Genomic DNA, 430 nt, shown 5'->3' on the forward strand with positions numbered 1-430 from the left:
ACTCGCCCCGATGCTGACCATGCAATTGCGGTGCCAGCAGCAAATGACCCACTGTGGGACAGGCCCACGGGCGCCGTGGTTTAATCACGGAAGCCCAGGCGTCCGACTGAAGGCCAAGCCGTGATCGTGGATGATCTGGAGGCCAAGGGCTACCTGCCGAAAGGCGCAGCAGAATAGCTATGCTCGTCACCCTCGGTCAGGCGGAGTGGAGAGCGGCTCTCTGCAGCGATGAACCAAGCACTGGCCATCGCGCGTCGGCACAAACCCTACCGCTGGGATTAACGGCGAGTCGCACGCATTGCTGTACTGGCGGACGTAGAGGGCATAGGTGTTCGGGCCGGTGGTCAGCACCGCCGAGCCATGGCTCTGGATTAGCGCCTGCGTCTGTTGGCAGGTCATGGCGCGGGTGTCCGGCCTGGCCTGGGCGAGG

At 64.0% G+C, this 430-nt stretch carries 1 protein-coding gene; it reads right to left on the reverse strand.

Annotation, left to right across the window (positions count from 1 at the left end; translation table 11 throughout):
- Positions 1–186: 186 nt before the first annotated feature.
- The coding region (locus AC0L16_RS33605; protein WP_473625815.1) for a hypothetical protein at positions 187–430 on the reverse strand (244 nt) is incomplete at its 5' end.

It is taken from the genome of Mesorhizobium sp. WSM4848 (assembly GCF_055811375.1).